At 65.6% G+C, this 21,949-nt stretch carries 21 protein-coding genes, 1 tRNA gene and 1 pseudogene; 13 read left to right on the plus strand and 10 right to left on the minus strand.

Annotation, left to right across the window (positions count from 1 at the left end; translation table 11 throughout):
- Nucleotides 1-2: 2 nt before the first annotated feature.
- The gene (locus FPZ24_RS03050; protein WP_146569660.1) at nucleotides 3-1,070 is read right to left on the minus strand and encodes an AI-2E family transporter; all 1,068 of its coding nucleotides are present in this window, start codon (nucleotides 1,068-1,070) and stop codon (nucleotides 3-5) included.
- Between the two features lie 79 nt (nucleotides 1,071-1,149).
- On the opposite strand from FPZ24_RS03050, the gene FPZ24_RS03055 reads away from it, so the two are divergent.
- Entirely contained in the window at nucleotides 1,150-2,427 is a 1,278-nt protein-coding gene (locus tag FPZ24_RS03055; protein WP_186729017.1) for an APC family permease, read from the plus strand.
- On the opposite strand, the gene FPZ24_RS03060 is transcribed toward FPZ24_RS03055, so the two are convergent.
- From FPZ24_RS03060 to FPZ24_RS03070, 3 genes are all read right to left on the minus strand, one after another.
- Nucleotides 2,404-3,999 (minus strand): phytoene desaturase family protein, encoded by a 1,596-nt coding sequence (locus FPZ24_RS03060; protein ID WP_146569662.1) that lies wholly within the window; start codon nucleotides 3,997-3,999, stop codon nucleotides 2,404-2,406. The genes FPZ24_RS03055 and FPZ24_RS03060 overlap by 24 nt on opposite strands.
- A 109-nt stretch (nucleotides 4,000-4,108) precedes the next feature.
- The gene (locus FPZ24_RS03065; protein ID WP_146569663.1) at nucleotides 4,109-5,290 is read right to left on the minus strand and encodes an aromatic ring-hydroxylating oxygenase subunit alpha; all 1,182 of its coding nucleotides are present in this window, start codon (nucleotides 5,288-5,290) and stop codon (nucleotides 4,109-4,111) included.
- A 55-nt stretch (nucleotides 5,291-5,345) separates the two neighbouring features.
- Entirely contained in the window at nucleotides 5,346-5,726 is a 381-nt protein-coding gene (locus tag FPZ24_RS03070; protein WP_205012858.1) for a hypothetical protein, read from the minus strand.
- A gap of 120 nt (nucleotides 5,727-5,846) precedes the next feature.
- Between FPZ24_RS03070 and FPZ24_RS03075 the strand changes: the two genes are divergently transcribed.
- The 4 genes from FPZ24_RS03075 (at nucleotide 5,847) to FPZ24_RS03090 (ending at nucleotide 10,356) form a co-directional block, all read left to right on the plus strand.
- Entirely contained in the window at nucleotides 5,847-6,926 is a 1,080-nt protein-coding gene (locus tag FPZ24_RS03075; RefSeq protein ID WP_146569665.1) for a sensor histidine kinase, read from the plus strand.
- The gene (locus FPZ24_RS03080) at nucleotides 6,916-7,701 is read left to right on the plus strand and encodes a LytR/AlgR family response regulator transcription factor (RefSeq protein ID WP_146569666.1); all 786 of its coding nucleotides are present in this window, start codon (nucleotides 6,916-6,918) and stop codon (nucleotides 7,699-7,701) included. The genes FPZ24_RS03075 and FPZ24_RS03080 overlap by 11 nt, the downstream gene beginning before the upstream one ends.
- Nucleotides 7,702-7,791: 90 nt before the next feature.
- Nucleotides 7,792-9,789 (plus strand): serine hydrolase domain-containing protein, encoded by a 1,998-nt coding sequence (locus FPZ24_RS03085; RefSeq protein WP_205012859.1) that lies wholly within the window; start codon nucleotides 7,792-7,794, stop codon nucleotides 9,787-9,789.
- Nucleotides 9,790-9,810: 21 nt separating this feature from the next.
- Nucleotides 9,811-10,356, plus strand: coding sequence for a hypothetical protein (locus FPZ24_RS03090; protein WP_146569667.1), 546 nt, complete (start codon nucleotides 9,811-9,813; stop codon nucleotides 10,354-10,356).
- Between the two features lie 37 nt (nucleotides 10,357-10,393).
- Here the strand turns inward: FPZ24_RS03090 and FPZ24_RS03095 are convergent.
- Nucleotides 10,394-10,480, minus strand: a tRNA-Tyr gene (locus FPZ24_RS03095).
- A gap of 157 nt (nucleotides 10,481-10,637) precedes the next feature.
- On the opposite strand from FPZ24_RS03095, the gene FPZ24_RS03100 reads away from it, so the two are divergent.
- Both FPZ24_RS03100 and rlmB read left to right on the plus strand, forming a co-directional pair.
- Complete coding sequence (locus FPZ24_RS03100; RefSeq protein ID WP_186729021.1) at nucleotides 10,638-12,230, plus strand: M20/M25/M40 family metallo-hydrolase; 1,593 nt, start codon at nucleotides 10,638-10,640, stop codon at nucleotides 12,228-12,230.
- A 2-nt stretch (nucleotides 12,231-12,232) separates the two neighbouring features.
- Nucleotides 12,233-12,989 (plus strand): annotated as a pseudogene (gene rlmB, locus FPZ24_RS03105) (23S rRNA (guanosine(2251)-2'-O)-methyltransferase RlmB).
- Between the two features lie 81 nt (nucleotides 12,990-13,070).
- Here rlmB and FPZ24_RS03110 read toward each other — a convergent pair.
- Entirely contained in the window at nucleotides 13,071-13,388 is a 318-nt protein-coding gene (locus tag FPZ24_RS03110) for a 2Fe-2S iron-sulfur cluster-binding protein (protein ID WP_146569669.1), read from the minus strand.
- A gap of 69 nt (nucleotides 13,389-13,457) precedes the next feature.
- On the opposite strand from FPZ24_RS03110, the gene FPZ24_RS03115 reads away from it, so the two are divergent.
- Nucleotides 13,458-14,081, plus strand: a complete 624-nt coding sequence (locus tag FPZ24_RS03115; protein ID WP_146569670.1) for a DNA-3-methyladenine glycosylase family protein — start codon at nucleotides 13,458-13,460, stop codon at nucleotides 14,079-14,081.
- A gap of 10 nt (nucleotides 14,082-14,091) precedes the next feature.
- Here the strand turns inward: FPZ24_RS03115 and FPZ24_RS03120 are convergent, their stop codons facing one another.
- Entirely contained in the window at nucleotides 14,092-14,496 is a 405-nt protein-coding gene (locus FPZ24_RS03120) for a DUF2147 domain-containing protein (RefSeq protein ID WP_146569671.1), read from the minus strand.
- Between the two features lie 154 nt (nucleotides 14,497-14,650).
- Between FPZ24_RS03120 and FPZ24_RS03125 the strand changes: the two genes are divergently transcribed.
- The 3 genes from FPZ24_RS03125 (at nucleotide 14,651) to FPZ24_RS03135 (ending at nucleotide 16,829) form a co-directional block, all read left to right on the plus strand.
- On the plus strand, nucleotides 14,651-15,976 hold the full coding sequence (locus tag FPZ24_RS03125) for an Nramp family divalent metal transporter (protein ID WP_240047584.1): 1,326 nt from the start codon (nucleotides 14,651-14,653) through the stop codon (nucleotides 15,974-15,976).
- A gap of 34 nt (nucleotides 15,977-16,010) precedes the next feature.
- Nucleotides 16,011-16,337, plus strand: coding sequence for an energy transducer TonB family protein (locus FPZ24_RS03130; protein WP_146569673.1), 327 nt, complete (start codon nucleotides 16,011-16,013; stop codon nucleotides 16,335-16,337).
- A 78-nt stretch (nucleotides 16,338-16,415) separates the two neighbouring features.
- A complete protein-coding gene (locus FPZ24_RS03135; protein ID WP_146569674.1) occupies nucleotides 16,416-16,829 on the plus strand; it encodes a holin family protein in 414 nt (137 codons plus the stop codon).
- Between the two features lie 337 nt (nucleotides 16,830-17,166).
- Here the strand turns inward: FPZ24_RS03135 and FPZ24_RS03140 are convergent, their stop codons facing one another.
- Complete coding sequence (locus FPZ24_RS03140) at nucleotides 17,167-17,859, minus strand: PEPxxWA-CTERM sorting domain-containing protein (protein WP_240047585.1); 693 nt, start codon at nucleotides 17,857-17,859, stop codon at nucleotides 17,167-17,169.
- A gap of 312 nt (nucleotides 17,860-18,171) precedes the next feature.
- A complete protein-coding gene (locus FPZ24_RS03145) occupies nucleotides 18,172-19,419 on the minus strand; it encodes a Yip1 family protein (protein ID WP_186729022.1) in 1,248 nt (415 codons plus the stop codon).
- Nucleotides 19,420-19,556: 137 nt separating this feature from the next.
- On the opposite strand from FPZ24_RS03145, the gene hslV reads away from it, so the two are divergent.
- Both hslV and hslU read left to right on the plus strand, forming a co-directional pair.
- On the plus strand, nucleotides 19,557-20,105 hold the full coding sequence (gene hslV / locus FPZ24_RS03150; protein ID WP_146569676.1) for an ATP-dependent protease subunit HslV: 549 nt from the start codon (nucleotides 19,557-19,559) through the stop codon (nucleotides 20,103-20,105).
- Between the two features lie 96 nt (nucleotides 20,106-20,201).
- Nucleotides 20,202-21,494 (plus strand): ATP-dependent protease ATPase subunit HslU, encoded by a 1,293-nt coding sequence (gene hslU, locus FPZ24_RS03155; protein ID WP_146569677.1) that lies wholly within the window; start codon nucleotides 20,202-20,204, stop codon nucleotides 21,492-21,494.
- Nucleotides 21,495-21,573: 79 nt separating this feature from the next.
- Here hslU and FPZ24_RS03160 read toward each other — a convergent pair whose 3' ends face one another.
- Nucleotides 21,574-21,948, minus strand: a complete 375-nt coding sequence (locus FPZ24_RS03160; protein WP_240047586.1) for a hypothetical protein — start codon at nucleotides 21,946-21,948, stop codon at nucleotides 21,574-21,576.
- Nucleotide 21,949 lies beyond the last annotated feature (1 nt).

Consider the following 21,949-nt stretch of genomic DNA (forward strand, 5'->3'; position numbering starts at 1 on the left):
GTTCAAGCCACCGGCGTGGCGTCGCTCTCGACCAGTTCGCGCCACAGCATCACCAGCACCGCCATCGTCGCGGGACCGACGAACAGCCCGAGCAGCCCCAGCGTCTCTACTCCGCCCAGAATGCCGATCAGCACCCACAAGAACGGCAGTTTGGTCGCGCCCCCGATCAACAGCGGGCGGACGAAATGGCCGGCGACGAACTCGACGCCGAAACCGATCACGGCGACCGCGATGGCGCCGCCGACCGATCCTTGCGCGAGCAACAGCAACGCGGCGATGACGAAGGCGACGACCGGGCCGAACGGGATCATCGCCGCCAGCGCGGTGAACACGCCGAGCAGGACCGGGTGCGGCACGCCGAGCACGAAATAGACCACCGTCATCACCACGCCGACGCCGAGCCCGACCAACACCAGCCCATCGATCGTCCCGCGCACCGACAGCAATGCCTGATGTCCGATCCGCTCGCCGGTCGGGCCGAGCATCTTCTCGCTCGCGCGGCGGCATTGTGCGACGATCGCGTCGCGGTCGCGGACCAGGAAGAACAAGGCCAACAGCGTGAAGCCGAAGATCACCGAACGATGCGCGATCCCCTTGCCGATCAGCGTGCCGTTGGTCGCGATCAGCGTGTGGTTGAGCCCGTCGAGATAGGCGGTCGCCGCGACCGGATCGGCGAAATGGTCGCGCCACCAATTGGTTAGCTCGCTGCTGCCGAACGGCAAGGCCGCGATCCACGCCGGCGGCGGTACCCCGTCGTGTCGCGCCTGGGCGATCCAGCCGATAATGTCGTGTGCCTCGCGCGCGCCCTGCGCGATCCCGAATCCGATCGGGACGAGCACGATCAGCGCGAAGGCGAGCGTGAAGAGTAGGGCGATCAGGCTGCGCGATGTCGTGGGAAAGCGTGCTTCGGCACGATCGACCAACGGATCGATCGCGACGGCGATCACGACCGCCCAGATCAGGGCGGGCAGGAAACCGGCGACGATCCACAGCCCGAGCGCGACGAGTAAGGCGATCAGCGTGGCGCGGGCGATAATGCCGCGGCGGGCATCGGGGGTCGGGCTGGGCATGGCGTCATGGTGCCGCGCACGGCGCTGGCGCGCAACAGCGGAACGTGCTGTGATGCGCTGGGGCTGGGGGAGCACGGACATGGACACAGTCGAAACGCGCCCGTTTGGGTTCTGGATGGCGACGGCCTTGGTCGTCGGCGGGATGATCGGGTCGGGTATCTTTCTGATGCCGGTCGGGCTCGCGCCGTTCGGCTGGACCGCGGTCGCGGCGTGGGCGATCAGCATCCTCGGCGCCGTGTCGCTGGCTTTTACGATGTCGCGCCTTGCCCAGGCGATGCCCCACGCGAGCGGCGCGGTGGCGGTCACCGGCGCGGCACTCGGCGAATTGCCCGGGGTGCTGGTCGGATGGAGCTATTGGGTGTCGGTGTGGTCGGCCAATGCCGGCATCGCGATCGCCGCGACGAGCTATCTCGGATCGTTCGTGCCGTGGATCCGCGCCACACCGCTCAACGGCGCGCTCACCGCGGTCGCGCTGATCTGGCTGCTGACCTTGCTGAATCTCGGCGGCGCGAAGGCGGCGGGACGGTTCCAGGTGGTGACGACGGTTCTGAAGCTGGTGCCGCTGCTGACGGTGATAGTGCTCGCGGCTGGCGGGCTGATATCGGGCAGCGCTTCGCTCCCGGCCGGCGGATTAGCGGTCGGCGGCATCGCGAGCGCGATCACCCTGACGCTGTTTCCGCTGGTCGGGTTCGAAGCGGCGGGCGTCGCCGCCGAACGCGTGCGCGATCCGGCAAGGAACGTCATGCGCGCGTCGATGGCGGGGACGGCCGGCACCGGATTGCTGTACCTGCTCGTCAGCATTGCCTTCCTGACCCTGCCGGCGACGAAGCTCGCCGCGTCGGGCGCGCCGTTCGAACTGCTCGTCTCGACGTTCTGGAGTGCAGGGCCGGCGCTGGCGATCGCTGCGTTCGCGGCGATCGCCGCGATCGGCGCGCTTAACGGCTGGGTGCTGATCCAGGGCGAGGTGCCGCTCGGCATGGCGCGCGCGGGATTGCTGCCCGGGTGGTTCGGCAAGGTGTCGGCGCGCGACGTGCCGGTGCGCGTGCTGGTTGTGTCGTCGGCGCTGGCCAGCCTGCTTGTCCTGTCCAACGCCAGCGCGTCGCTCGGCAACGTATTCGTCTTCGTCGCGACGCTCGCCACCTGTTCGACGCTGTGGCTCTACGCGGCGCTCGCGGTCGCCGCGATCAAGCATCGTATCGCGGTGCCGACGGCGGCCGTCGGACTGGCCTTTTCGATCGTCGCGTTCGTCGGTGCGGGCGAGAAGGCGTTCGCGTGGAGCTTCGCGCTGATGGCGACGGCAATCCCGCTTTACCTGGTCCGGCCGAAGCGCGGGCTAGCCGAACAAACGGCCGAATAGGCTGCGGTCACGCAAAATCTCGTGCGCGGCGTTGTGGCCCGGCGCGCCGGTGACGCCGCCGCCGGGATGCGTGCCGGAGCCGCACATATAAAGCCCCTTGATCGGGCTACGGTAATCGCCGTGGCCGAGCATCGGCCGCGCGGCCCAGAGTTGGTCGAGGCTCATATGGCCGTGGAAGATATCCCCGCCGATCAGCCCGAACTTGCGCTCGAGGTCGAGGGGTGAGTGGATCTGGCGCGCGATCACCGCGGATTTGAAATTGGGCGCGTGATGCGTGACGGTGTCGATGATCAGGTCGGCTACCGTTTCGCGGTGCGCATCCCAGTCGACCGCCGGATCGAACTGCTGACAGAACAGGCTGGCGACATGCTGGCCCGACGGAGCTAGGCTGTCGTCGACCGTGCTCGGGATCTTCATCTCGACGATCGGTTGCTTCGACCAGCCGTTCGCCTTCGCGTCGGTGTAGGCGTGATCCATGTAATCGAGCGTCGGCGCGATGATGATCCCGGCGGTGTGGTGTTCGGCCTTTTCCTTGCCCGGCAGCACCGTGAAGTCGGGCAATTCGCTGAGCGCGACGTTCATGCGGAACGTGCCCGACCCGGTCTTGAAGCGGTCGATGCGGTGGGCGAAGTCGGCGGGCAGATCGGCGCGGTCGACCAACTGGCGGAACACGAGCGCCGGCCCGGCATTGGCGATGACGGTAGTGGCCGCGATCTCCTCGCCGCTCTCGAGCCGCACCCCGACCGCCTTGCCGCCATCGACCAGCACCTTAGCGACCCGCGCCTCCAGGCTGATCTCGACCCCCATCTCGGCGCACGCTTCGGCCATGTAGCGGGTGATGGCGCCCATGCCGCCGACGCTATGGCCCCACATGCCTTTCTTGCCGTTGATCTCCCCAAACACGTGGTGGAGCAGGACATAGGCGGAGCCCGGCGTGTCGGGGCTGGCGTAATTGCCGACCACCGCATCGAACCCGAATGCGGCCTGGATGAACTCGTTCTGGTACCAACCCTCCAGAAAGTCGCGCGCCGACTTGACGAACAGGTCCATCACATCGCGCTGCGCTTCGAGGTTCATCCCCGCGAGCCGCTTGCCCTGGACGGCTGCGGCGAGCAGCGCGCGCAATCCACCGCCGGCATTGGGCGGCGTCTTGAGCGCCATGTCGCGCAGCACCTCGGCGACGCGCTCTAATGCTTCCTCGTAGCGCGGGAAGGTATCGGCATCCTTCTGCGAAAAGCGCGCAAACTCGGCCTGCGTTCGCGCCGTGCCGCCGCCGAGCTTCAGATAGCCGTCTTCGTGCGGGAAAAAGTTGCTGATCGTCCGCTCGACGATCCGCCAGCCGCGCTCGTGGAGCCGCATGTCGGCGATCACCTTGGGCCGCAACAGGCTGACGGTGTAGCTCGCGGTCGAATTGCGGAAGCCGGGCGCGAATTCCTCGGTTACCGCCGCGCCGCCGATAATGTCGCGGCGTTCGAGGATGCGGACCTTCAGGCCCGCGCGCGCGAGGTAGAATGCGCAAACCAAACCATTATGCCCACCACCGATGATCAGCGCGTCGTATCTGGTGGTCATCGCTCTCATTCTTCCGTCATGCTGAACTTGTTTCAGCATCCACCGCGCAACATGCGACGACGTAGCTGATGGTGCGGTGGACCCTGAAACAAGTTCAGGGTGACGGCAATCAGGGATCGATCGGCCGGGGTCGGCGGCTCCAGCCCGACGCGGGGGCACGGTGCTGGCGCGCTTCGGGAATCAGGCCGCGGATCTTCTTGGCGAAGCTGCGCAGGCACACCTCGCTCGCCCCGATCGGGCCGGCGGTGTAACTGCGGCTGGCCATGCCCTGCTGGACGCGCTCGATCAGCCAGGTGTCCTCGGCATTGACCACGCGGTTGATCCGCCAATTGGCGTAGCGCACCAGCTTCATCTCGCGGCGATCATCGGGCAACGCGAACGCCATCTCGCGCAGCACGCACGTCGTCGGGCCGGTCGGCAGCCACTGCATGAAATCGATCTGATCCGCGTAGAGGTCGAACGCCATGTTCGGCCAGAGTTTGTAATAGAGCCACAGCCGCTGGTTCGCGTCGGGCAGATGATCCACCCGCGGCAGGTGCTTCTGGTAGAAGCGCTCCCACGGATTATCGGAGATGCGATCGACGATCTGCCCCGACATTTTGTCGACCCATGGCTGCGCTTCGATCGCATAGGATTTGCCGAACAGCCGCGTGAGCCCGTCATGCGCGACCGGAATGTGGAGGTTGTCCGAATAATTGTCGCCGACATTCTTCCAGTTGACCGCGCGATCGCGCAGGCGAACCGGGCTGATGCAGCGCATGTCCTCGAACCGATACGGCGCGATCTCGTGATCGTACGGCGCCATCATCGCGGAAACCGATGGCCCGTCGCCCTCCAGCCGGACAAAGACGAACCCGCGCCAGATCTCGACATCGACCGGCGCCAGGCCATTGTCCTCCAGCCGCAACGCCGGATAGTCGCCCTTCATCGGTACCCCGGTCAGCCGCCCGTCGCTCGCATAGGTCCAGGCGTGGTACGGACAGACGAGCTTCTTCGCGCATCCCGCCGGCCCTTCGACCAGCCGCATCGCACGGTGGCGGCAGACGTTGCTGAAGCCGCGCACCTGGCCGTCGTCGCCACGGATGACGACGACGCTCTCGCCGAGATAATCGATCGTGTGGAAATCGCCTGGTCGGGCGATCTGGCTGTCGTGGCACACGATCTGCCACGACGGACGGATCACGCGTTCCGTCTCGACCCCGAAATACTCGGCATCGGTGTAGAGCCAGCCGGGCAAGCTCCAGTCGGCGTCGGGATCCAAATCCTCGATATCGGCAAAACGGCGGGCCATGTGCCGTGCCTAGCAGAGGTCGCGGCGGAAACGTAGAGTGACGAAAAGTGGGTCGCTAGACCGGCAGCGCCGTCCGCTGGTCCTGGCACCTGAGCACGGCCGCCGTGATGTGCTGGGCAATGGCGCCGCGCGACAGCGAGCTTGCGCGGGCATGTTCGCATGAGTCGAACCACAGACGGATTTGCTGCGCGAGCGTGCCGCAACCCCGCGATTTGCGACCGGTCGCGCAAAAATCGAGCAGAGCCAGGCGTTCCTCGATGCGCTTGGCGCTCGCGCCCGAGGACGCCAATTCCTGTACCTCGTCCGCGGTGGCCGAGACGCTTGCCTTGTACGAGACATGGCCACCAAGCGGTTGCACGACGGCATGTGCGGCCGTGGCTGACCCGGGCTGTTGCTGCTCCATATACATAAGCGGCGATCCGATCATGTGACGCACAGAAGACATACCCGGATGGTGACGTATTCCGCGTGGGCCCGCTTCGTCTTTGCTACGAAGCGGCCGATCCGTGTCGCGAATCAGGGTCGTCGCGCCCCGCGGCTGTGTTAAGCCGTCGATGTGCAGCTCGGGGCGAACCAGGCAAAGGCGGAAAGGGCCGATTGGCGGCACGTCGCCGTCCTTGCCGCCGGATTCTGGCTGCTGCAGCTCTTTTCGACCACGGCCCAGCGCGCGGTGTTCGCTGCGTCCGAAACGCCGCTGCTTTTCATCGTGCCGCGGTCGCTGGCGTCGCTGATGGGCGTGCTGATCACGCTCGCATTCTGGCTCGTGCTGCGCCGCGCGCAGAGCTGGCGGTCGATGCTGCTGCTGATCGTGGCCCTGGTTCCGGTTGCAGCCATGCTGCATGCGGCCGGCAATTTCCTGTTGTTCGACCTGTTCTTCAGGGAAGAGAATCGCCGTGGGGCGACGGTGGAATCCTATGCCATGGCGTGCATCGGCTGGGCGTGGGCCTATGCGACCGTGGGCAGTCTGGTGGCCGCCTGGATCTATCTGATGCGGGGTCGCGCCGAAGAGCGCCGGAACGACCTGCTGCACGATCTCGCGCGCACGGCGCAACTCGACGCCCTTCGCTATCAGATACGGCCGCACTTCCTGTTCAATACGCTGAACGCGGTAGCGGCGCTGATCCATGTCGGCCGCAGCACGGATGCCGAAGCGATGGTCGAGAATCTGTCCGATTACATGCGCACCACCCTGGAATTCGCGCAGTCGGAATTCGTCGCGCTCCGCGATGAGGTCGGTTTGCAAAAGCTCTATCTCGATATCGAGCAGACGCGTTTTCCGGATCGCCTGGCGACACGGATCGACGTGCCGGACACGCTCGTCTCGACGCCCGTTCCCAGCCTGATCCTGCAGCCGCTGGTCGAAAACGCGATCAAGCACGGGGTCGCGCGCGGTCGCGGGCTGACGCGGATCGACATCTTGGTCGAGGACCAGCCCACCGGGGTATCGCTGAAAGTCTCGAACGACGCCGAGGCCCAAGAAGCGCCGGCGTCCGGCCATCGCATCGGTCTCGACAATGTGCGCCGGCGTCTCGAACTGCTTTACGGTGAGCAAGCTTCCTTTGCCGCCGGGTTCAATAGTATGAACCGGTTCGAGGTCAGCTTCACGATCCCGAGACCGTCCGCCGATGACGATTAGCGTCCTGTTATGCGACGACGAACCGCTGGCTCGGCTGCGCCTCAATAGCCTGCTGGCCGAGACCGACGATGTCGAGATCATGGGCGAGGTGCCCGATGGTCTCCAGGCGATCGCGTTCATCCGGGAACGGTCGCCCGACGTCGTGCTGCTCGACATGGAAATGCCGGGCCTGGACGGCGCGGGCGTCGTCGAGCGCCTGGCAACCGGTGCCGTCGAACGCCCCCCGCTGATCATCTTCGTGACCGCGTTCAGTCGGTTTGCCGTCGATGCCTTCGAATGCGGTGCGGTGGATTTTCTGACCAAGCCGGTCAGGCGCGAACGCCTGTATCAAGCGCTCGCGCGGGCGCGTCAGGCGCTGGCCGGCCGCGAGGCGCAGCGACGACTGGCCGAACTGACGGCGAACCTGCCGCGATTGCGGGACGACGGGCAGCCCGACCGAATCTGGGTCCGCCACGGTCAGGAGCAAGTCGGTATCCCCATCGACAGCATCGACCGCATCGTTGCCGAACGGGAATATGTGCGGATTTACAGCGGCGACCGCACTTGGCTGCATCGTTCGCCCTTGTCGGCTATGGAAAAGACGCTCGCGGAGAGCAATCTGCTGCGCGTTCACCGGTCGCATATCGTCGCTCCGGCTCGCGTCGCCGCGGTGCAAAGGACGCCGAACGGCGAGCAAGTGCTGATCATGACGAGCGGCGATCGCGTGCCGGTCAGTAGGAATTATCGCGCGGCGCTCGCGCGCATCGACCGCTCGCTCTATCGCGAAAAGCCCTGACGCCTGTTTCGCGAAGTGATCGCTGCGGCCGTGAGCGATTGCTCTCGGCCGCGACATGTCTAAGCTGACGATCAATATTCAACAGGGGGGATGAAGATGATCGCTAGCCGTGCCGTTGTCGCGTTGATGTTGGCGCTCTTGCCTGTCGAAACGATCGCGCAGACCGCACCGCCGCCGGCAGCCGTGGCAGCGGAACAGCCCGAAAAGCTCGCCTCCGGTGTGACCTTCACCGTGCCGGCCGAATGGTCGGTGAAGAAAAGCGGCAAGGTCGTCGAATTGACGCCGGCGGAAAACGACCTCCACCTTGTACTCGTCGATATCGGGGAAGCGGCCGACGCCAAGGCCGCCGTGGCGGCTGCCTGGGCCGCGTGGAACCCCTCGCGCAGCCGACCCCCGAAGCTGGTCACACCGCGACCCGCCCGGAACGGTTGGGAGGAACGCCAGGTTGTCGACTACGAAACCAGCCCGAACGAAAAGCGCGTCATGACCGCGGTTGCGCTCCGGTCGGGTAAGGTGTGGACCGTCGCCATCATCGATGGGTTCGAAGGTACCGCGGAAAAGCGCGGCGCGGCGTTGAGTCTGGTCAGTCAGAGCCTGCGTCCCGCCGGTTATGCGCGCGAAAGCTTTGCCGGCCGCGCCGCCGCGCCGATGGATGCCGCGAAGATCGCCGAGCTGCGCGCCTTCGTCGAGGATTCGATGAAGAAGCTGGGTATTCCCGGCGCGTCGTTCGCGCTCACCGACCGTCAGCGCACCATCTATTCGACCGGCCTCGGCGTGCGCATGCTCGGCCAGCCGACACCGGTCGATGCCGACAGCGAATTCGCGATCGCCTCCAATACCAAGGGGCTGGTGACGCTGATGCTCGCCAAGCTGGCCGATGAGGGCAAGTTGCGCTGGGACGAGCCGGTCACCGAGGCCTATCCGCCGTTCAAGCTGGGCAGTGCCGCCACGACCAGCAAGGTGCTGATCCGCCACCTGATCTGCGCGTGTACCGGTCTGCCGCGCAAGGATATGCAGGTGCTGCTCAACAGCGACCCGAAGGCGGCGGCGGCCGATGCCTTCGCGCAGCTCGCGGCGACCGAACCGACCAGCGGGTTCGGCGAAGTGTTCCAGTACAACAATCTGATGGCCGCAGCGGCGGGCTATATCGGCGGGCATCTGATCCATCCCGAGCTGTCGCTCGACGCGGCCTTCTATCGCTCGATCGACGAAAAGGTCCTGAATCCGCTCGGCATGACTGCGACCACGTTCGACTTCGATCGCGTGACCGGCGGCAATTGGGCGCGGCCGCATTCGGACGCGCTCGACGGTAACCCTGCGCCGATCCTCGATACGGGGATGAAGCTCAACTACGCCTTCACGCGCTACGCGGGCGCCGGCGGGGCGTGGTCGACCGCCAACGACTTGATCAAGTACGTCCGGTTCGAATTGAACGAGGGCAAGCTCGACAACGGCACGCAATACGTCACCGCGAAGAACCTGCTGCAGCGGCGCGTGCCCAACGTGCCGATCGGCGAGGACCAGACTTATGGCATGGGGCTGGAGGTCGACAAGACCTGGGGCGTGACGGTGGTCCACCATGGCGGCAGCCTGGGCGGGTATAAGAGCGACATCATCGTCATTCCCGAGGCTGGGATCGGCGCGGTACTGCTGACCAATTCCGGTAACGGTCAGCTGTTGTTGCGGCCGTTCATGCGGCGGCTGCTCGAGATCATGTACGGCGGCAAGCCCGAGGCGGCGGCGGATGTCGCCTCGTCCGCCGCGCGGATCAAGGCCGAGCTGGCGAAGGAGCGCGAGCGCGTGTCGGTGGTTCCCGACGCTGCGGCCGTGGCGGCGCTGGCACCCAAATATTACAGCACCGATCTCGGCCCGCTGACCGTCACCAAGAAGGGTAGCGGCGTGACGTTTGCTTTCCGGACATTCTCCAGCGTCGTTGGTACGCGCAAGAACGACGACGGCACGATCAGCTTCGTCATGCTCGACCCGACCTTGCTCCTGTTCCCGCTCGTCGTCGGGAGCGAGGGCGGCAAGCCGTCGCTGATCGTGCGGGATAGCCAGCACGAGTTCAAATATATCGCGACCAAATAAGCTCGCCAAAGGGGGACATCGATGACCGGGATTGTTGCGCGTTCGTTTGCCGCAGTGACGCTGGCGGGCCTCACGGCGAGTTGTGGGGGAGGCGGCCTGGCCGGCGGCGGTTCGCAAAAGGCGGCCGATTGGGCGCTCGATGCGTGCAAGACCTTTCCGAAGGAAGCCGCCGGCAAGGCCGCGGGCGTCGCCGTCGGCAAGACCGAAACCGCGGGCCAGACTGGCAACGACGACATCCTGGTATCGAATTGCACCTATTCGAGCGCCGACGGCAAAACCAATTTCGGCGTCCTGCTGCGGCAAGTCAAAACCGGTGGCCAGAGCGTCGATGCGCAGATTGCCGACATGAAATCGCGGCCCGACATGACCGGGCCGTCGGAGGACGTCGCGATGCCGAAGGGCAAGGCGGTCTGGGCGAGCAAGATGCACACGTTATCGTATGTGCCGGCGGACGGCCGCATGATCGTCGTCACGCCGCCCGGCGCCTTCTCGTTCGGTGGCCCCGCGTCGGCGGACGGCGACCTGAAGGCCAAAGCGATAGCGATCGCGAGCGCCGTGGAGGGTTAGCGGTTCGACACGTCGGCCACGCCGGCATTCGTGAGTATGGTGGACAGGGCTGGATTCGAACCAGCGTACGGGAAACCCGGGCAGATTTACAGTCTGCTGCCTTTAACCACTCGGCCACCTGTCCCCAGGTCGTCGCCCGTGTCGGGCGGCTCGCTCGTGGAAAGCGAGGGCGCCCAATGCCGAACCGTTGCCCCGCTGTCAACGCGAGTCACTGCGCTTGCGCGCGGGGACGCGCGGCAATAGCGTGCGCGGCGTTCATCGCTTCCCAGGGGACACCATCCATGCGCAAGACTCTGCTCGCCGCGGCCGCGGCCATAGCGCTCGTCATTCCCGCCGCGTCGCAGTCCAGCGACCTCGGCATGACCACGCGGATCATGGACGAAGGGTTCAACCGCAGTCAGGTGATGCTGACCGCCGAATATCTCGCCGATCAGATCGGCCCGCGGCTGACCAATTCGCCCGCGATGCGCAAGGCCGAAGGCTGGACGATGGGCAAGTTCAGCGAATGGGGGCTGTCGAACGTCCACAAGGAAGGGTTCGAGTTCGGCCGCGGCTGGTGGATCGAAAGCTCGTCGGTCAAGATGGTCACCCCGCGCCCGATCCAGCTGACCGCGATCCCGATCGCCTGGACCCCCGCGACCAACGGCACCGTGACGGGCGAAGTGATCGTGGCCCCGATCGCCAGCCCCGCCGATTTCGCCAAGTGGAAGGGCAAGCTGCGCGGCAAGATCGTGTTGCTGACCAAGCCCGATACCGGCTCGGAGCCCGGCACGCCGGCGTTCAAGCGCTGGACCGACGACGAACTGGCCAGGATGGATCAGTTCGAGCAGCCGACCTACGATCCCGGTGCGCCCGATGCCAGGACCAAGCGGCTCACCGCCGCCAAGGCGGTCGATGCGTTTCTCCAGGAAGAAGGGGCGCTTGCCTATGCGACCAAGTCGCGGCTCGACGGCAAGCTCGTCCATGGCGAAGGCTATCTGTTCGGGGTCGGCGATACGGTGAAGACGCCGGGCGTCGAGATCGCGGCGGAGGATTATCGCCGCCTCGCACGGCTCGCCGGGCTCGGTCTCGCGCCGACCGTGTCGATCAACAGCGACGTGCGGTTCGACGACAGCGATGCCAACGCTTACGATATCATCGCCGACATTCCCGGGACGTCGAAGGACGGCACCTATGTGATGGCGGGCGCGCATCTCGATTCCTGGGTGGCGGGCGATGGTGCTGCCGACAACGGCGCCGGCTCGGCGATGATCATGGAGGCCGCGCGCATCCTGTCCAGGATGCCCAAGCCAAAGCGCACGATCCGCTTCGCCTTATGGGCGGGCGAGGAACAGGGGCTGCTCGGCAGTCTCGCCTATATCCAGAACCATTACGTCACTCGGGGCACCAATGCGCCGACGTCCGGCCTCGCGCGTTACATGGGCTGGGTGAACCGCTGGCCGATCGCGACCAAGCCCGAATGGTCGAAGATGGTCGGGTATTTCAACATCGACAACGGATCGGGCAGGTTGCGCGGCATCTATGCCGAGAACAATCCGGCGGTGGTGCCGATCTTCAAGGAATGGCTGACGCCGTTCGCGTCGATGGGCGCGTCGTCGGTGGTGATCCGCAAGACCGGCGGCACCGACCACGTCTATATGCAGGCGGTGGGCATGCCGGGGTTCCAGTTCATCCAGGACCCGCTCGACTATAATAGCCGTATTCACCACACGTCGGTCGACACGTTCGATCATTTGAAGGCGGACGACATGCGTCAGGCGGCGGTGATCCTGGCGACGTTCCTGTGGAACGCGGCGAACGGCGACGCGCTGCCGCGCCCGCCGCTTCCGACGCAGCCGGTCAAGACCGACCCCTTCGCATATTCGGACGAGTAGATATGGTGAAACGTCGCGGTCATCGCCCGAGCCAGGGATCAAACAACCGCCCCCGCATCTGGGGCCGGCATCCCGTGCTCGCCGCGCTCGCCAATCCCGAGCGTACGGTGCGTAAGATGTGGGCGACGCGCGAGGCGCTGGCCGGGCTCGACATCCCGCCGGTGATTCCTGATCACCTATGCCGACGTCGCCGATCTCGGCCGGCTGGTGCCGGGCGACGCGCCGCACCAGGGGCTGGTGATCGAGGTCGAACCGCTCGAGGACATATGGCTCGGCGATCTGCTCGAACAGGGGATGGGCGAGGGCGACGATCGGCCGCTGCTCGTACTCGATCAGGTCACCGATCCGCACAATGTCGGCGCGATCCTGCGATCGGCGGCGGCGTTCGATGCGCTCGGTATCGTGACACAGGACCGTCACTCGCCGCCAGAAAGCGGGGCGCTGGCGCGGTCGGCGTCGGGCGCGCTGGAGATCGTGCCCTGGGTCCGCGTCGTGAACCTATCGCGCGCGCTGGAGGAAATCTCGGAAGCCAATTTCTGGCGGATCGGCCTCGCCGGCGAGGCGACCGACACGCTCGGCGCCGCGATCGGCAAGGCGCGAGTGGCGCTGGTGCTCGGCGCGGAAGGCGAGGGGATGCGGCACAACACGGCGCAGCATTGCGACCAGCTCGCTCGCCTGCCGATCTCGCCGCGGATGGAAAGCCTCAACGTCTCGAACGCCGCGGCGATCGCGCTCTACGCGGTGGCGGCGCGAGACTGACAAAGCTGTGCTCCTGCGAAAGCAGGAGCACAGGGTCACAGGCACGCGGCTCTAGGCTCCTGCTTTCGCAGGAGCACGGGTTTAGTCTTCGGCGGCGATCCGCACCTTCAGCCCGTCGAGCGCGTCGGTGAATTCGATCTGGCACGACAGCCGGCTAGTCTCGTCGCGGTCGGCGGAGGAATCGAGCAGGTCGTTCTCGTCCTCGCTCATCGGATTCACTTTGGCCGCAAACGCCGGATCGACATGGACGTGGCACGTCGCGCAGCTGCAACAGCCGCCGCATAGCGCCAGGATCTCGTCGATCCCGGCGTCGCGGATGACTTCCATCACCGAAAGGCCGCTCTCGCCCGTGATTTCCTGTTCTTCCCCGCCGCGCGTCACGACGATAAGCTTGGGCATGGCTTTCCTTCCCGATCCTGTCGCGTTGCGCCATGCCGCGCGCGGCCCGCGCAATCAAGGCCACTGCCCATGGTGACGACGACGAAGACGATCCGCGCGGCCTGCGACGCGCTGGCCGAGATCGACCCCGCCTTCGCCCAGGCGATCGAGCGCGCCGGCTATCCCGAACCGCGCGTGCGCGATCGCGGTTACGGCACCTTGCTCCGCACGATCATCGGCCAGCAGGTCAGCGTTGCGGCGGCAGCGTCGATCTGGCGCAAGCTGGAGGAGCAATGCGGCGATCTCGAAGACCCCGCAAACGTCGCCAAGGCGACCGACGAGCAGCTCCGCGCCGCCGGCCTGTCGCGGCAGAAGGCGAGCTACGCGCGCAGCCTGGCGGAGGAAGTGACGAGCGGGCGGCTAGACCTCGCCAATCTGCCCGCCGACGACGAGGAAGCGATCGCCAAGCTCGTCCAGGTCAAGGGCATCGGCCGTTGGTCGGCGGAAATCTATCTGCTGTTCGCCGAAGGGCGGCCCGACGTTTGGCCCGCCGGCGACCTGGCGGTGCAGATCGAGATCGGCCGCATCCTCGGCCACGAAGAGCGACCCAGCGAGAAGGCGATCCGCGAACTGGCGGAAAAATGGCGCCCGCATCGCGGCGCCGCGGCGATCCTCGCCTGGCACCACTATAAGGTCGATATGGACGTGATCTGAATGCGGCGGATTATCCCGCGGCCCAGGTCATCGTCTGGCAGAATACAGCGACGCATCCCTGTACCTTCAAATTGGCGCCATCGCGCGTGACGGCGGCGCGATAGGTCTTGCCGGTCTTGGGATCGTAGATGCGGCCCTTCCAGCCGTCGCCGTCGGGCTTCAGGTCGAGCAGGATCGCCAGCCCCACCAATGGGCGGCTCCGAAGCTTGGGATCGGGGTTGAGCGCGTCGACCGGCGGACCGGACGGCGGTCCCTTGACCAGTTTCACGATACGCCCGCACAGTGCTGCACCGCAGGGACCGATCGCGACCAGCGCACCGCGATCGGCGGTCCACCAGCGGCCGGCGATCGGCTGCGCGGCAAGGGCAGGAAGGGCGAAGACCAGCGCGAGTCCGGCGACGAAGGTGCGAATCATGGCACGACGTCTAGCAACACATCGCTCGCGATGCGCCATAACCATGCTCGCAGTCCACCACCCGGATTGACGCGAGGGCGCAGCGCCCAGCATAGCGGCGCAACTATCGAGCCGGGCCGGACGTACTCATGCGATGGCCGATGAAGGGGATGACGTGACGCCACCGCCGACCAGTGACGCGATCGACGGCGGTGCGTTCGGCAAGTCACTGTCCGAAAGCCATGGCAGCGTCCCGGTGCCGCGCGGTGGGTTCTGGCGCAAGCTGATGGCGTTCATCGGGCCGGGCTATCTGGTCGCGGTCGGTTACATGGACCCGGGCAATTGGGCGACCGACCTCGCCGGCGGATCGGCGTTCGGCTACACCTTGCTCGCGGTCGTATTGCTGTCGAGCCTGATGGCGATCCTGCTCCAGACATTGTCCGCGCGGCTCGGTATCGCTGCGGGGCTCGATCTCGCCCAGGCATGCCGTCAGCGGTACAGCCGCCCGGTCACGATCGTGCTGTGGCTGTTGTGCGAACTCGCGATCATCGCGTGCGACCTCGCCGAGGTGCTCGGCACCGCGATCGCGCTCAAATTGCTGTTCGGGCTCCCCTTGCTGGCGGGCGTCCTCATCACGTCTCTCGACGTGATGCTGCTGCTGGCGCTGCAGCGGTTCGGGTTCCGCAAGCTGGAGGCGTTCGTCGCGACGTTGCTGATCGTGATCGCCGCCTGCTTCGCCTACGAACTGTGGCTGGCGCGGCCCGATTGGGGCGCCGTCGCGGGTGGGTTCGTGCCGACGGGACAGATCGTGACCAACCCAGCGATGCTCTACATCGCGATCGGCATCCTCGGCGCGACGGTGATGCCGCATAACCTCTATTTGCATTCGTCGGTCGTGCAGACGCGCGCGTTCGATCATCGCGACAAGAAGGGCGCGATGCGCTTCGCGACGATCGATACGGTGATTGCGCTCGGTTTCGCGTTGCTGATCAACGCCGCGATCCTGATCCTGGCGGCGGCGACCTTCCACGTCGCCGGGCGCACCGACGTCGCCGATATCGAGGATGCGCACCGCTTGCTGTCGCCGATGCTGGGGGCGGGCGCGGCGAGCGTGGTGTTCGCGCTGGCGCTGCTCGCCTCGGGCCAGAATTCGACGATCACCGGTACGCTGGCAGGCCAGATCGTGATGGAAGGGTTCCTGCATGTGCGCCTGCCGATGTGGTTGCGGCGCGCGGTGACACGGGCGCTCGCGATCGTGCCCGCGGCATTGGTCATCGGGCTGTCGGGGGAGGGCGCGACGACCAATTTGCTGGTGCTCAGCCAGGTCGTGCTCAGCCTGCAATTGCCGTTCGCGGTGATCCCGCTGGTCGCGTTCACCGCCGACAAGAAACTGATGGGCGAGTTCGCCAGCCCGGTCGCGCTGCGCGTGGCGGCGTGGGTGGTCGCGGCGGTGATCGTCGGGCTGAACGTGAAGCTGCTGATCGGGATTGCGTTCGGCTGACAGCGCAGGGAGTTCATCCGATGGAGAAGCCGGAATGATCGCACTAGCCGTCTTGATGCTCGCGGCCCTGGCACCGGGGGCGCAGGACACGCTGCCACCGATCCCGGCCGGCCTCCTGGGCGCCACCGCGGTGACGTGTGTCCACGTCACTGATCGGGGTATTGTCGATCAAGCATTCATCGTGTCATCGACCGGCGACCCGGACAATGACCGCGACGTCGTGGCGTGGGTCAAGCAACTCCGCTGGGACCCGGCGACGATGGGCGATGCGATACGAAACCGCTGGTTTCCCATGCCGATCGCGTTCGGCCCTGCCGATCCGCCGAAGGGGCCGAGTATTTGTAGCCCGCCCGCGATCTGACGAAGCCGATAAAATCGTTTTCCTACAACAAACCAGATAGGATAACTGAATCGTTCTCATCCAACCAAGGAGAACGACATGGCTATCCTCGATGCGATCGTCGGACCGATCGCCGGGCTGCTCGACAAACTCATTCCCGACCCAAAAGCGCGCGACGAGGCGAAGCTCAAGCTGCTCGAGCTGCAGGGCAGCCAGGAGATGGAGGCGACCCGCACGCAAATCTCGGCGATCATGGCGGAGGCGCAGTCGGCCGATCCCTGGACCAGCCGCGCGCGACCGAGCTTTCTCTACGTGATGTACGCGCTGCTGCTATGGGCGATCCCGATGGGGCTGATCGCCGCGGTCCAGCCGCAAATGGCGAAGGATATCGCGAGCGGCATGAACGCCTATCTCAACGGGATCCCGGAGCCGCTCTATGCGCTCTTCGGTACGGGCTATCTCGGCTACACCGTCGCGCGGCAATGGGGAAAGGCGAAGGGGATCGACAAGTGAATGCGGTAGCGCGTGCCAGCGGCGATGCGGCGATGCGGCGATCCGGCGATCCGGCGGTGCAGTCAGCGGGCCTTCGGCAAGCCCGGCGCCGGTCCGACCGCATCTTCCGTCGATCGGAACATCGCGGCTAGTGTAAACTTGGTGTCAACTTAGGGATCGTCGCGCGCAGCAAATCGTCGGCCGGCGCGCTGTCTGTCGGCGAGGGTCGGACGTTCCTCAAGCTGACGAGCCTCCAGGAGTCACATCGAGAGAGCGCCGCGCAAAGAAAACCGCGGCGACCTCTCGGTCGCCGCGGCAATCTTTTCGTCACGAGCCCGAAGGCTCGATCGGATATGGCTTACGCGAAGCGAACGCGCGGCGTCTGGCGACGCGTGCGGAGCATGCCGCCCATCGCGCCGAAGCCGAGGAGCATCAGGCCCCACGTCGCCGGCTCCGGAACCGCCGTCAGATTGGCCGTGCCGTTGAAGTTCGACCCGTTGCCACCAGTGAAGGCCAGCGTGTAACGGACCGTTTCCGACCATGGGCCGGTCACGTTGAACAGATTGGCGAACTGCGCAGTGCCCGGGCCGTTGAAGGTCGGGCCGGTCGCCAGCAGCGTCTGGCCAGCCGACACGCCGTTCGAGAAGTCGGCGTTGGTCGCGCTGTAGTACGAACGCATCTGCGCGGTGGTGCCGGCAATGGTATTCGACGTAAACGTGCTGAGCAGGCCGCTGCCGCTCATCGAGGTCAGACCGGTCTGCGTGATGTACAGATCGATCGTGGCGTTGGAGCCACCCTGGTTTTGGATGTTGACCGACTGGGTCAGCAGTTGCGGCATCGACAGCAGCGGCGAACCCGTCGCGCTGACGTTGTAGAAATAGCCGCCGGCGCTGGTGTTGTAGTTCGCGGTGCCCGCAACGGCCGTGTCGCAGGCAACTTGGTTGATGGCGCCGCCGTTGACGGACACGCCGATGCAGATGCTCGCGCTGGCGGCAGGCGCCAGGGCGATCGCGGCGACCGTCGCCGCCAAACTCAGAACAATACGCTTCATTGGTAGTCCCCTCTTCAAATCAGTTCAGTTGCGACGGGCCGCCCTCTACACGGGGCGAATCGCGTTTGATCCCATTAACACCCTATTAATCTTTCGCGCCGCGTCAATTGAACCGAAGTCCCACCGTGGGACAGCAAGCCGAGGATTTCCGCGGATTCCAAGTGATTCTAGAGGCTTGGAAAAATGCCGGTCTCGAAATTTATTTAGGTGATTTCGGTCGAGCGCTATGATGTTGTTAATACACGTTAAGATGATTGGATAATTGCGACATATGCTGCGGCGCAACAACGTCGCCGCAATTACTGCCCGCCGTTACTTCGCCAGTGATTGAACCTGCCCCAGGTTGATCGCGCCGACCGCGCTCTTGAGCACGTCGATGCTCGGTGCCGATCCTTCCGCCTCGACCGCGAAGCGGCTGGCGACCATTACGCTGTAGCTGCCCGATTTGGACTGGTTGTCCCAGCGTTCGCTGACCATGTTGCCGCCCTGCATCTCGGTCTTTTCGTAGCCGGTCGCGGTCTGCTTCGACGACGACGCGTTGACCGCACCGCCCAGCGTGGCGATGTTGCCCATCACGCCCATGTCGGTGACCGACAGGTCGAAGCTCTGGTCGCCGGCCTGGAACTGTGCCTTCGCGTTGCTGCCGTTGATCCCGCCGGCGCCGGCGCCCTGGCTCTCGACGCTGGTCCGGTTCCAGCCGGAGATCGACGCGGGCAGCAGGTTCTGCAGCGCGGCCGGATCGACCGCCTTGGCGCCCTCGCCCCCTGCGAGGCCCGCCTGCATCTTCTCGCCTGCGGCCTTCATGTTCGCCGCGGCCGCCTCCAGCTTGCCGGTGTCGATCGTCGTCCCGCCGACGGATATCGTACCGCCGGGCGTCGTAAGCCCGGCGCCCGGCGTCATCGCGAACATCGTGCCCGCGATCACACCCGCGACCGCAAGCGCCACGAAGTTGACGACGATGCCGATCAGCACCGCGACGACGACGAACACGGGTCGCTGGTCGTCCGGTACCTTCATCATCACGGGCACGCCGACCCAGAACAGGTACGCGCTGTAAAGACCCAGGATCGCCAACGGCGTAGTCGCCCAGGTCAGCTGGAAGATTCCGCACAGCCACGCCGCGGTGGCGGAGAATGCGACGAGCTTGAGCGCGGCGATTGGGTTCTTGGTCCCCTTGAAATTCGGCGCCAGCGCGTCGAGCACCATGCTCCACAACCACACGCCAAGCATCGTCAATCCGAGCGCGAGTGCGGCTTGGACGACCGACCCGATCAGCGGCACGCGGAAGCTGACGCCGAAGACGGTCAGCGGGAACAGCAGGTTGCGGACGATCATCGCGATCGGCCCGATTGCGGCGAGCGGCAATACCCACGTCATCATGACGCTGTTGAGCGTCATCGGCTCGGCCTCGATCGCCGGCCATTCGGTCTTGGGCGACATCATGATGCGCTTGATGCGCTCGATCATGTTGCTGGCGGCCGGTGGCATGCTGGGCGGCGGCGGCGGAGGCGGCGGTGGTGGCATCGCGCCCGGATTATCGTTCGGAAATTCGCTGGCCATGACTGCTCCCCTTCGCTGGCGGGGCGCGAAACCACCCCTTTCGCCGACCCATCTGCTCGCGTTTGCCGCGGAAAGATTGGACAGGCGCGACATATCGCATCTGTTGCGCGGGCGAAACCTGTCCCTACATCACGCCCATGAGCGATATCACATGGCACGGCACCACGATCCTTTCGGTGCGCAGGAACGGCAAGGTGATCGTCATCGGCGACGGCCAGGTCTCGGCCGGGCAGACCGTGATGAAACCCAATGCGAAGAAGGTACGGCGGCTGGGCGACGGCAGCGTGATCGGCGGGTTCGCCGGCGCGACCGCGGACGCCTTTACATTGTTCGAACGGCTCGAAGCCAAGCTGGAGCGCGCCAACGGCCAATTGATGCGTGCCGCGGTCGAGCTCGCCAAGGACTGGCGGACCGACAAGTATCTCCGCAATTTGGAGGCGATGATGATCGTCGCCGACAAGGAGGTGACCTTGATCCTGACCGGCAACGGCGACGTGCTCGAGCCGGAGAATGGCGTCGCGGCGATCGGATCGGGCGGGAACTATGCGCTCGCCGCGGCCCGCGCGCTGGTCGAGTACGAACAGGATGCCGAGACGATCTGCCGCAAGGCGATGGCGATCGCGGCGGAGGTCTGCGTGTACACTAACGACCGGCTGACCGTGGAAAGCCTCGACTCTACCACCTAATCCGTCACCCCAGCGGAAGCTGGGATCTGGCAGTTACAACAGTGTGCGCTTGCGGCACGCGATCCCAGCTTTCGCTGGGATGACGAAAGTAGATAAATGAACGACTCCCTCACTCCCAAAGCCATCGTCGCCGCTCTCGACGCGCATATCATCGGCCAGACCGATGCGAAGAAAGCGGTCGCGGTCGCCTTGCGCAATCGCTGGCGGCGGCAACGGCTCGGCGCCGATCTGCGCGACGAGGTGACGCCGAAGAACATCCTGATGATCGGCCCGACCGGATGCGGCAAGACCGAGATTTCGCGCCGCCTCGCGAAGCTCGCCGATGCGCCGTTCGTCAAGGTCGAGGCGACCAAGTTCACCGAGGTCGGCTATGTCGGCCGCGACGTCGAACAGATCGCGCGCGACCTGGTCGAGGAAGCGATCCGGCTGGAGAAGGAACGCCGCCGCAGCGCAGTAAAGGACAAGGCCGAGGAAGCGGCGATGAACCGCCTGCTCGACGCGCTGACGGGCAAGGATAGCAGCACCGCGACGCGCGAGGCGTTCAAGCAGCGGTTCCGCGACGGCGTGCTCGACGCGACCGAGATCGAAATCGAGCTCGAAGCCGCGCCGCAAATGCCGTTCGACATCCCTGGTGCCGGGCCGCAGATGATCAATCTCGGCGAGATGATGAAGGGCTTCGGCGGGCCACAGCTCAAGCGCCGCAAGCTGACCGTGCCGATGGCGTGGGATAAGCTGGTCGAGGAAGAGGCCGACAAGCGGCTCGACCAGGACGAAGTGTCGCGCCAGGCGCTCGCCGATGCCGAGGCGAACGGGATCGTCTTTCTCGACGAGATCGACAAGATTGCGGTCTCGGATGTGCGCGGTGGATCGGTCAGCCGCGAGGGCGTCCAGCGCGACCTGCTCCCGCTGATCGAGGGCACGACAGTCGCGACCAAATACGGACCGATGAAGACCGACCATATCCTGTTCATCGCGTCGGGCGCGTTCCATGTCGCCAAGCCATCCGACCTGCTGCCCGAACTCCAAGGGCGTCTCCCGATCCGCGTCGAGTTGAAGGGTCTGACCGAGGACGATTTCGTCGCGATCCTGTCCGACACCAAGGCGTCGCTGCCCGAACAATATAAGGCGCTGATCGGCACCGAGGGCGTGACGATTGACTTCACCGACGACGGCATCCGCGCGGTCGCGAAGATCGCTGCCGAGGTGAACGGCGCGGTCGAGAATATCGGCGCGCGGCGGTTGCAGACGGTGATGGAAAAGCTGCTGGAGGAAGTCAGCTTCGATGCGGAAGATCGCAGCGGTTCGTCGCTGACGATCGACGCGGCCTATGTCGAGACGCAACTCGCCAGCATCGCGCGGAATACGGACCTGAGCCGGTTCGTTTTATAATCCGTCACCCCGGCGTAGGCCGGGGTCTCTGGCGGTCCTTGATCTGGCCAGCGGCCCCCGGCCTCCGCCGGGGCGACGTCTACTTCCCCGGCAGATCGTACGGCGTGAACTTGCCCAGGCGGCAATAGGGTCCGGGGATGATGGTGTCCCGATCGCGCGCCTGGAAGCGGTCGTTGCTGCACAATCGGCTGCCCCAGATTTCCACGACGAGCAGCGTTTGCGGACGCAGCCCAGGACACGCCGCGGGCAGGTCGTTGCGCCAGATCCGCTTGAGCGACTGGCGATAGAGGATCGTACGGTTGTCGACGATGTCGGGTCCGCCGAGCTGCGACTGGTCGACGCAATCGACCGCGGCGCCGGCGATCCGGCCCGCTAGGGGGTCCTTGCTGGTCGCGGCGGGCGCGGCCGCACCGGCGACGCCCGCCAACAATACGGGAATCAACGTGTAGCGCACC

The sequence above is a fragment of the Sphingomonas panacisoli genome (genome assembly GCF_007859635.1).
GTDB lineage: Bacteria > Pseudomonadota > Alphaproteobacteria > Sphingomonadales > Sphingomonadaceae > Sphingomonas > Sphingomonas panacisoli.